14 protein-coding genes and 1 pseudogene are annotated in these 9,244 nt (G+C 43.1%); 11 read left to right on the top strand and 4 right to left on the bottom strand.

Features of this window, described 5'->3' with window-relative positions; all coding sequences use genetic code 11:
* Positions 1–426, bottom strand: a pseudogene (locus FH755_RS05420) (transposase); the annotation flags it as partial.
* Positions 427–522: 96 nt separating this feature from the next.
* Between FH755_RS05420 and FH755_RS05415 the strand changes: the two are divergent.
* The 7 genes from FH755_RS05415 to FH755_RS05385 all read left to right on the top strand — a co-directional run bounded on the left by FH755_RS05415 (position 523) and on the right by FH755_RS05385 (position 5,607).
* On the top strand, positions 523–852 hold the full coding sequence (locus FH755_RS05415) for a hypothetical protein (protein WP_292439396.1): 330 nt from the start codon (positions 523–525) through the stop codon (positions 850–852).
* A 296-nt stretch (positions 853–1,148) separates the two neighbouring features.
* Positions 1,149–2,723 carry a hypothetical protein gene (locus FH755_RS05410; RefSeq protein ID WP_292439395.1) on the top strand — a complete coding sequence of 525 codons (1,575 nt, stop codon included), beginning with the start codon at positions 1,149–1,151 and terminating at the stop codon, positions 2,721–2,723.
* 314 nt (positions 2,724–3,037) lie between these two features.
* Positions 3,038–3,826 (top strand): DUF4393 domain-containing protein, encoded by a 789-nt coding sequence (locus FH755_RS05405; RefSeq protein WP_292439394.1) that lies wholly within the window; start codon positions 3,038–3,040, stop codon positions 3,824–3,826.
* A gap of 199 nt (positions 3,827–4,025) precedes the next feature.
* On the top strand, positions 4,026–4,184 hold the full coding sequence (locus FH755_RS05400; protein ID WP_292439392.1) for a hypothetical protein: 159 nt from the start codon (positions 4,026–4,028) through the stop codon (positions 4,182–4,184).
* A complete protein-coding gene (locus FH755_RS05395) occupies positions 4,150–4,680 on the top strand; it encodes an ion transporter (protein WP_292439390.1) in 531 nt (176 codons plus the stop codon). Before FH755_RS05400 ends, FH755_RS05395 begins: the two co-directional genes overlap by 35 nt.
* 111 nt (positions 4,681–4,791) lie before the next feature.
* Positions 4,792–4,971 carry a YHYH domain-containing protein gene (locus FH755_RS05390; RefSeq protein ID WP_292439388.1) on the top strand — a complete coding sequence of 60 codons (180 nt, stop codon included), beginning with the start codon at positions 4,792–4,794 and terminating at the stop codon, positions 4,969–4,971.
* 174 nt (positions 4,972–5,145) lie between these two features.
* A complete protein-coding gene (locus FH755_RS05385; protein ID WP_292439386.1) occupies positions 5,146–5,607 on the top strand; it encodes a transposase in 462 nt (153 codons plus the stop codon).
* Positions 5,608–5,728: 121 nt separating this feature from the next.
* Here FH755_RS05385 and FH755_RS05380 read toward each other — a convergent pair whose 3' ends face one another.
* A complete protein-coding gene (locus FH755_RS05380; RefSeq protein WP_292439384.1) occupies positions 5,729–5,926 on the bottom strand; it encodes a hypothetical protein in 198 nt (65 codons plus the stop codon).
* Positions 5,927–6,190: 264 nt separating this feature from the next.
* Between FH755_RS05380 and FH755_RS05375 the strand changes: the two genes are divergently transcribed.
* Positions 6,191–6,541 (top strand): cupin domain-containing protein, encoded by a 351-nt coding sequence (locus FH755_RS05375; RefSeq protein ID WP_292439382.1) that lies wholly within the window; start codon positions 6,191–6,193, stop codon positions 6,539–6,541.
* Positions 6,542–6,578: 37 nt separating this feature from the next.
* On the top strand, positions 6,579–6,869 hold the full coding sequence (locus FH755_RS05370; protein ID WP_292439380.1) for a DUF3144 domain-containing protein: 291 nt from the start codon (positions 6,579–6,581) through the stop codon (positions 6,867–6,869).
* Positions 6,870–6,976: 107 nt separating this feature from the next.
* Here the strand turns inward: FH755_RS05370 and rnk are convergent, their stop codons facing one another.
* A complete protein-coding gene (rnk, locus tag FH755_RS05365; protein WP_292439378.1) occupies positions 6,977–7,393 on the bottom strand; it encodes a nucleoside diphosphate kinase regulator in 417 nt (138 codons plus the stop codon).
* 208 nt (positions 7,394–7,601) lie between these two features.
* Here rnk and FH755_RS05360 point away from each other — a divergent pair, with 208 nt between their 5' ends.
* The gene (locus tag FH755_RS05360; RefSeq protein ID WP_292439376.1) at positions 7,602–8,111 is read left to right on the top strand and encodes a M48 family metallopeptidase; all 510 of its coding nucleotides are present in this window, start codon (positions 7,602–7,604) and stop codon (positions 8,109–8,111) included.
* 46 nt (positions 8,112–8,157) lie between these two features.
* On the opposite strand, the gene FH755_RS05355 is transcribed toward FH755_RS05360, so the two are convergent.
* Positions 8,158–8,559 carry a VOC family protein gene (locus tag FH755_RS05355; protein WP_292439374.1) on the bottom strand — a complete coding sequence of 134 codons (402 nt, stop codon included), beginning with the start codon at positions 8,557–8,559 and terminating at the stop codon, positions 8,158–8,160.
* Positions 8,560–8,895: 336 nt separating this feature from the next.
* Between FH755_RS05355 and FH755_RS05350 the strand changes: the two genes are divergently transcribed.
* Positions 8,896–9,244 (top strand): PQQ-dependent sugar dehydrogenase (locus FH755_RS05350; protein ID WP_292439372.1); only part of this gene is annotated, 349 nt, incomplete at its 3' end.

The following is a 9,244-nucleotide window of genomic DNA, read 5'->3' as shown; positions in this document are numbered from 1 at the left end:
AGGCTATCGCCTTGATCCGCTCAGTCAGTTCAGTCTCCTCAGGCGACTGGGACCGGTATCGCATAGTGGCGCGGTTCAGACCGACCAGTGAACAGGCTCTGCGTTCAGAAACCGCTGTCTGTGACAGCATGAAACGCACTGCCTCCCGCTTATCCCTGACGGTCAGTACTTTCGGTTCAGTGCGGCTTTGAGGGCTTCATTGTCCAGCATGGATTCTGCGAGTAGCTTCTTGAGCTTGGCGTTTTCCTGCTCCAGCCCCTTAAGGCGGCGGGCCTCGGACACTTCCATGCCACCATATTTCTTGCGCCAGGTGTAGAACGTAACATCGGAGATATTATGTTTCCGGCAAAGCTCTTTGATTGGCAGACCTGCTTCGGCCTCTTTCAAAATCCGGATGATTTGTTCTTCTGTAAATCGTTTTTTCATGCTCATCTTCCTTTTCAGTGATGAACATTACTAAGTTATTCGTGGATTAGAAAGCGGGGAGCAGGTCACTCCAGCCTAAGGAATGAAGGAAGATGTATGTCAAAAACATATGAACTGAATGCCGAACAATTAGAAGAGCTTCGTCGTTGTGCAACCATTATGGTTGAGGCAGACAATTTAGAACAATTGTCATGGGATGATGCCTGGGCCGGTATTTACCCTCAAGAGCCAACTGATGAGCAGATAGAAGCCGAGCTATCCGCGTTGAAAACTAAGGCTGAGAGAATACTAGGGGGAAGTTATGATTTTGAACGAGAACACGACACATTTAGGGACATAATTAGGCTCAAGCACCTTGAAGATTGTAAAACAATAGATATTTGGATGAATGAACCAGTTATGGATGAGGAATCTTTTGATGAATGACTCAAAACCCTTGGTGAAGTCAGCTGTTGCCCCCCTCAGGTCATAGTCACTCAGAGCTGACCAGACAAATCGAAGCCCCTGCACACATATCCGGAAAGATTTCTAATGTCCATACATGATATTTATGTATGAACTTCAGCGTGACTCATAAATCCCACCAAGTATTGATTTAGAAGGTAAATTTAGGCCAAACTGCTTTCAACTCTGATCAACGACATAAACATTCCTTTATTTATCAGAAAAGAGGGCTGTGAATAGAGACTTGTATTTGTCGCTCATTTATGAGGCTCTATGGGATGACCGACTCTATCAATAGTTTGAAAGAACGGATTGCGAATTACAGCAATCATGCGGAAGCTAAAGCTTGGTTATCGAAAAACAATAAAAGAATTGAAAAGCTATTTGCCGATTTCACCCTCAGAGATTTCATCTTCGAGCCAATCAAGGATGTGTTTCGGCTTAATGGAAAAGATGAACAATCAGAAATCTACTCTGCAATTACTCGGGTGGCCGTGGCTAATGCAGTGTTAGCTGGCTTACCCGGCAAAATGGGTATTGGTGTTGCAGTTTCCATTGCGCTAGAAGCTTGGATGGCTTACGTAATTGCAATGAGAGTTGGTATTAAAATCACCAGCACAGCTGACGTATGGAAGTACATTGGGCTGTTCGCAGCAACCCTCACAACAATACTTTGGGTGTTTAAGTCTTTGTTGGGTTTTGGGCTCTCTTTTTTTTCTGTAATACCGGGCATCAATCCCTTAATTCTGGCCGAGTTATTTGTAACTAATTTTATTGGGTTAATGTTCTATGCTGCTTGGAAAGAGGCTAAATTGAATAATAGCTTTACAGTACCCAAAAGAGCATTAAAAGGTATCTGGGAAGAGACAAAATCTCTTTACACATATCAAACAGACATTCTCAAAAGAAATTTATCACCATCCAACCTTAAATCTATGGGACTAAGGTTGAGAGCCTGGGTTAGAGGTGAGATACCTGCTAGAAATGACCAACTGAGGGGGGAATTGTTCAGTACTCTCGCTATGGGTTGGTTACTTGCTGGTCAATATGATCGGTTGCAAGGTCCATTGGGACAGGAATTCATCAATTCGATAAGAGATAGGTATCCCAAATTAGAAGATGCTTCGCTCAACGAAATTTCAGAATTTATGGGTCAATATGAACCAGATCAAATTCTTGGTGTAATTAACCTCATTAAAGGTAAATTATTCGAGCGGATAGTGACTAACGCCGAAAACGCAGATAGTGACTCATGGCAAGCATATATGCATGATGATCAGTCATATCCGGGTTCAGACATTGTATTAACGAATGAGGAAACAAGTGAAACACTTGAAATATCTCTCAAAGCGACTGAGAACCCGGATTACATTGAAAATGCCCTACTAAAGTACCCCGAGCTTCCAATTTTAACTACAGACGAAGTGAAAGAATATTTTCAAGATAACCCGATGATCATGGCTAGTGGTTATCAGCACTCAGATCTTCATCAAGTAACACAAGAGAACTTTGACTTCATGCTCAACAAGCTCTCACCGGCAGACGCATTAGAAGTCACTGGGGCTGGTGTTGCAGCAGGAACTATCATGGGGCTATGGCCATTTGTTATGGCTTACTACCACAAGCGTATAAACCAGGAGCAGTTGCAGCGAGCTTGTGAGAGAGTTTTCGGTGAATCGGGCATAGCACTGGCTTCGAGGCTGAGTTATGTAATAATCCTAGGCCCTGTGTTTGCTTGGTACCTTCTAGCTAGAGGCGTTATTGGGATTACCAAGTTTGCAGAGAATACAGAAGCCAAATCGTACAAAGTTACTTATATCCCAATGCGAACCTCCCCCGTTGGTAACTGGTGAACTTAAATAAGATATCTCGATATCTATAGGCTTAAAGCTCTCAAAGCACTAAATATAATCTTACCTTCAATGCCGGCCTTACCAAAATTTTGATTTCTATCCATATAAATCATTACCTTAAATAATATAAACTTTTCTGAAATTCTCAACAAACAATCTCATTTATTATGAAATCCAATATAAAACTTGTGAAATCCAGGTATTTTAAAGCAATCTAAGTCACTGATTTATATAGATCGCCGTATCGTGGTTATTTCAACTTATCTGAAATCCAACGCCTTGAGTCGGCTTTTTTGTTACGGGATAACTGTGACATGGAAATATTGAAAGAGATAATAAACTCTCCATCTGTATTCAAAGAAATCTATGGTGATTTGGCGAAACCAGGAGTCCAACAGGCTGGAAAAGCACTCGGTACTATTCTGGGGCTTGGAAACACTGCACTCTGGCCAATAGCTATGATGAACGAACGTTCAAGAATAAAATTAGAAACAAATTTAGAAAAGTACAGAGAAAAGCTTGAGAGTGTGCCAGAGGACGAAATTTGTGAGGTTGCACCTGAGATCGGTGTGCCAATAGCAGAAAAACTTGCGTATGTTACAGACTCTGAATTAAGTGATATGTACGCAGAGCTCTTGGCACAAGCATCTATTAAAACCAAAGCAGGCGCTGCTCATCCAAGTTTTGTAAATGTAATATCTAATATGTCTCCAGATGAGGCAATTTTATTGAAATCCGTTAGAAAGCTGGTAAACGGAATTCCATTCATAGAAGTTAGGCTAAACAATAAAAATAAAAAAGAGTGGAGCACTCTCGACCCAATTAGACCGGGTATTGGATGTTTAAAAGACCTCCATGAACCGCTAAACATTCACGCATACATAAACAACTTTGAAGGCATAGGTTTTTTCAATGTTCGTCATGATATATACATGGTTGGAGATAACATCTATGAACCATTAGAAACCTATGCAAAAAGTGAGTTTTCTGCTTTTGCCAAACCAGAAGAGGGTATAGAGCTAAAGTTCAATAGAGGAAAAATTGAAATTACACCTCTTGCTCTGATGTTTATGAACGCGTGCTTTGAGGAATCAGCAAAATAGGCTGGGCTGAAATCAACGCAGCTCAATGGAAGCTCAATGTGGTCAGACACGATTGAAAAAACAGTGGTGTCAGAGTCGATGGCAGTCAAGGGGTCAGGCAACTTGAAAAATTAGGAAATCTAGGTGCCAGCTCACCAGCTCACTTGAAGAGTAATAAAAATCAGATAAGAACGAATCAAGAATAAAAAATGGATTTGCAATGAGAGAAAAAGGCGGTGCAGCTTATCAACTATTTATGCTGGCTTTGAGCATATATGTGTTAATCGCCCTCTTCTTTCAAGAATTCATCATTACGGATACTGAAGTTAAACTACTGCTGCAATATGTCGATTTTGCTGTTTGTTTTTTTTCTGGCTGACTTTTTCATCAACTTATTCACTGCCCAGTCAAAAACCCAATATCTGAAATGGGGATGGATTGATCTTGCGGCATCAATTCCAATGATTGATCCATTGCGATGGGGACGACTGGCAAGAATCGTCAGAATTATTCGCTTCCTGCGAGCCATCAAATCCGTCAGGATACTTCTCCAACAACTTCATACAAGTAAATTCCAGAGCCTTACTCTTACTGTTATTTTATTCACTTTTATCACCTACACAATTTCAAGTGCATTGATTTTAGAATTTGAAGGTCAGAATGGGAGTGATATCAACACAGCAAAAGAAGCCTTGTGGTGGGGGTTTCTTAATATCATGAATGCAAAAATAACGATTACTCAAGCGCATACATCTGAAGGAATGCTTCTGACAATATTACTTAACAAAGTCGGCTTACTCCTTTTTGCCTATTTCAATGCAATAATTATTGCTTGGCTTATAAACCAGCGTGCTGTACTAAAGCCAGGCAGATAATTCTTCAACTCTCTACGCCATGCGAATGAGCGCTTGACGCTGTGATAAACAGAGGAACATGATGATTGAAGGTGGTCATGAACCTATTGGAATCATCAGGGAGAACAAGTTATGAAATACACCATTATCGCAATGATGATCTTAGGGTCATCTTCAGCCATTGCTTCTCAACAGAACATTAAAACAACACCGGCATTCGTGACTGTTTCTGATGCTGTGAGTCATAGTGGCAGAACTGACTCTTCTGGTTGTCATCGCGACACCAAAGCCGGAAGCAGACATTGTCACTGAGTTAGCCACAGAAGGTAGGTTGGGCTGAGGAACGAAGCCCAACAACTCCAACCTTTTAAACAAAACCCACCGTTGGGCTTCATGCTTCAGCCCAACCTACGGTATTTTGAAGGTGTGATGTTGGATTCATAAATACGAACCAACCACCAAATGATTTCACAAGGATTGTGAATAATGCGTTATCGACGTGCTGATGTGGCAGGTGCCACTTATTTCTTTACGGTCAATCTGCTTGATCGACAACAAACACTGTTAACCGATCATATTTCTCTGCTGCGTCGCTGTGTTCGAACCGTAAAACATCGGTATCCTTTTGAAGTCGATGCCATGGTGGTGCTGCCCGACCATTTACATGCTATCTGGACTTTACCGGATGGCGATGCCGATTTCTCAAAACGCTGGATGTTAATCAAATCAGCGTTTTCACGATCACTACCCAGGACCGAAAATCTCAAGCCAAGCCGTGCTACAAAGCGTGAACGTGGAGTCTGGCAACGTCGGTTCTGGGAGCATCTTATTCGTAATGAACTGGATTATGAACGACACGTGGACTATATCCACCAGAATCCAATCAAGCATGGTTATGTGAGCAAAGCTGCTGACTGGCCTTATTCAAGCATCCATCGGTATATATAAGATGGTTATGTAGACCCAAACTGGGGTGTTATTGACTCGCTTGATGGCGGGTCATTTGGGGAAAGGTGATTTGTTGGGCTTCCTGCGTCAGCCCAACCTACTCTACTTAAGTTGTTTGGGATTATTTCTTCTTACGACGCATTGACCGGTGGATAGCACAATAAAGCTGGTAAAGAATATACGGGGTGATAGCCAATATCACAGCTTCTGTACCCGTCATTTTTTCACCTGCCAGCACAAGAATAATGATCAGCAGAAATCCGACAGCCAAGAGCTTGAGCAGCTTGATCGACTCTTTCGCTATAACCTTCTTCTGCATTTTGCTTCCTTTTCTAAAACTTCAACAGCCCTGAGAGGACTCAATCACCTCAAAGAGTAATCTACTCCTATGTTTGGTGCCCTATCAATGGATTAGGTCAGCCAAGCCGATAATTATTCGGTGATTAAAATTCAAAGGCGCTATATGCCAAGCCTGATTAGCCAATGCCGCGGCATGATTGCCTATGAAAATTAACCCCAATAACGTAACCTAACTTCCCTAAAATCATATCGACCGGCGATATGAGATGATTCAGGAAGGTAAATGAAACAAATCACCGTAGAAACTAAGCCAAGCGAAGAGAACCTAAAGAAATTAGGTGTCAATCACTGGCCGACATGGCAAAAAGAGGTCTCTGTTTTCCCCTGGAAATTTGTGACCACTGAATATGCCTATATCCTTGAAGGCGAATGTGTGATGACACCTGAAGACGGTGGTCCGGCGGTGACATTCAAAGCGGGTGATTTGGTGATTTTCCCGAATGGCTTCAAAGGCACCTGGGAAGTGACAAAGCCTTTTAAGAAGCACTTCAAACACGCCAATGGCAATTTGGTTAAATGCCTGTTGAGCCGAGTGAAAATCTTGATCAATCGTATCAAGTCACTGTTTAGCTAACAAAACTCTATTTCTAAAATTATTACCGAGAGAAAAAATGAGCGAAAACGCCCCAGTTGAGAAAACATTCCAGGAACGTTGTGATGAGTTTATTACCCTTGCTAACCAGCAACATGCAGAAACCGAAGCAGAAAATGTGAATTCTGCAATACTCTTTTCTGCCGCACGTTTCAGTGTATTTAGCACTGCACCTCAGTTTGATGAGGCTGAAAAGTTAAAACAAGAAAAACAAAAAATCATTGAGTATTTTACTCAGCGTTTTGCAGAAATGATGGCGACTAACCTCGACGAATATATTGATCGCTTTGATGAATACAACCCGAAGTAAGTTAAAGCCACCTATCAGCTAAATAAAAAAGCCGACCTTGAGTCGGCTTTTTTGTACCAGCATTGATAAAAAGCTGCATTGCACAGCTTGAGCTTGCATCATTTTGCTCAGCGGTGGAACTCCCCTGCTCTTTCTGGTTGATAGAGGATTTCTTCCACTTTAACTTTCATGGCTTTGCCGTCCGGTGTTGGCCACTCAATCTCATCGCCTTCCAGCAAGCCCAGCATGGCGCTGCCAGCCGGAGCGAGAATCGAGATGGTTTTTCCATCGTCAGTCATATCCTTTGGATAAACCAGCGTCAGACAAAATGTTTGCTGTGATGAAGACACGCTAAATTTCACAGTCGAGTTCATCGTCACCACATTGCCGGGAATAGCTGCAGGTTCGACGACATTGGCTCTTTCCAACTCATCTTCCAGTGTAGCCAGTTTCTCAAGTTCGCTAGATGACTGCATCGACAGGAGCTGTTCAATACGTTTCAGGTCCAGTTCAGATATGACGATTTCAGGTTGTAATGCTTTCATTTTGCGTGACTCCAACGCGTACTTTCACCTACCCTGGTTGGCAGGTGTTAACAGTTTAATAGGGAATATGCTCGCGGAAAGCGAGCCATAACGGCTATCATGCCATAAGCGTATCGAAAGTGATATGGCAAAAACGCCTCCACGACACCATCGCTGCTGTATAGTCTGATGACTCAATCAGCTTAGCGGCTTCAAACTCTTTTCGCACATGCAATTAAAGTATTTAACAGGCTATCCCAAACCCGTTCTGGACCAAGTCAGGGCTGCGATTGCTGCTGAAACACTCGGCCCGTTTCTATTGAAAAAATATCCTGACACCCACGACATTAAAACCAATAAAGCCTTGTATGCGTATGTGATGGCGTTAAAGAAGCAGTACCTTCGTCAATCCAGCCCACTCAGCAAAGTTATCTATGACGATAAGCTGGATGTGCTGCATCAGGCATTGGGCTTGCACACTTATGTCTCACGTGTTCAGGGCAGTAAACTCAAAGCCAAGAATGAAATGCGGATCGGCGCTGTTTTCAAAACGGCACCCCCCGAATTTTTGAACATGATCGTGGTGCATGAACTGGCACACCTTAAAGAAAAAGATCACAACAAAGCCTTTTACAAGCTCTGCACACATATGGAACCGAACTATCTCCAACTGGAATTTGATGTTCGGCTTTATCTCACCTATCTGGATATTTTTGGTGAGCTGTATCAGGCTCAGTAAGGTAGGTTGAGATGAGAAACGAGATCAAACTTGGCATGCTGGTTATTCAATCCCGATGCTGCCAACTTTTATAAACAAATTCGAGGCTATAGCCATCTAAATCCCTGACTTGAGCCGCGTAATAACGTGGATCGTAGTGAAGTTGTGGTCCGGGTGGATGAATTTGCGTGGCTCCTGCAGCTATTGCTTCGGCGAATGCTGTGTTTACCATCGCCTCTGAGTCAGCAGTAAAACCGACATGCACCCCTTCAGGTGCGGCATTACCTTGCCTCAGCCAGAAATAAATACGGCCATTGGAGCCAAAGCCTTTCAGATCAGCATGACCTGCGGGGCCATTATTACCATCGTAATCGAGGCGACTGATGATGCCGAGGTGCGGTAGCAGTCGCTCATAAAATACGATTGAACGATCGGTATCTGTGACCGTGAGGAAAATGTGATCAAGCATGAGTTACTCCTTTAAGTAACATGGAACAGATAGGTTCAGAGACCGATCGCAAGGTGATGAAAATCAATCCCTACCGTCCTTTGATTCTGGGCTGAGGATAAAGCGATCATCACTTATTGTTTCATGGCCAGTCTGACCTGCTGAGAACACACTGCTGCTTGCTAACACCCAGCCATTATCCACGAAAGTTCGTAGCAACAAGGAACAATCCGACGGTAGGTGACGTCAGGTTAGGTAAGGGTCATAAAAGAAAGAATGGATCCTTTCTGTAATCTCTCATCATTAAATTGCATGTGGAGTACATAACAGCATCTCATTAATAAAGGAGAAGCCGACATGTCTCACAAACACACTAAACGAACAACCAATCTCATTGCGGCCACGGCGATTCTGGCCGGATTGCCAGCCATGGCCTATGCGGACTCTCATGTACCTGAACTCACGCATACCGAAGTGATATCAGGACTGGAAAATCCCTGGGATATTGCGCTGTTTGATGACGGCACGATGTTATACACCGAAAAATGTCGTGGCCTGTCGGTGCGTGAGCCCAACGGTGACGTCAATCATCTGTTAGGGCTGAAAGACACAAAGGACTACAGCACTACTGAAAAGGATCTTTTCTGCCAGGGTCAGGCGGGGATGAACGGTGTCGCCATCGCTCCCAACTTTGAGGACAACCGCT

The sequence above is a fragment of the Methylophaga sp. genome, from assembly GCF_009711715.1.
GTDB lineage: Bacteria > Pseudomonadota > Gammaproteobacteria > Nitrosococcales > Methylophagaceae > Methylophaga.
This window is presented reverse-complemented; position numbering and strand designations above follow the sequence as displayed.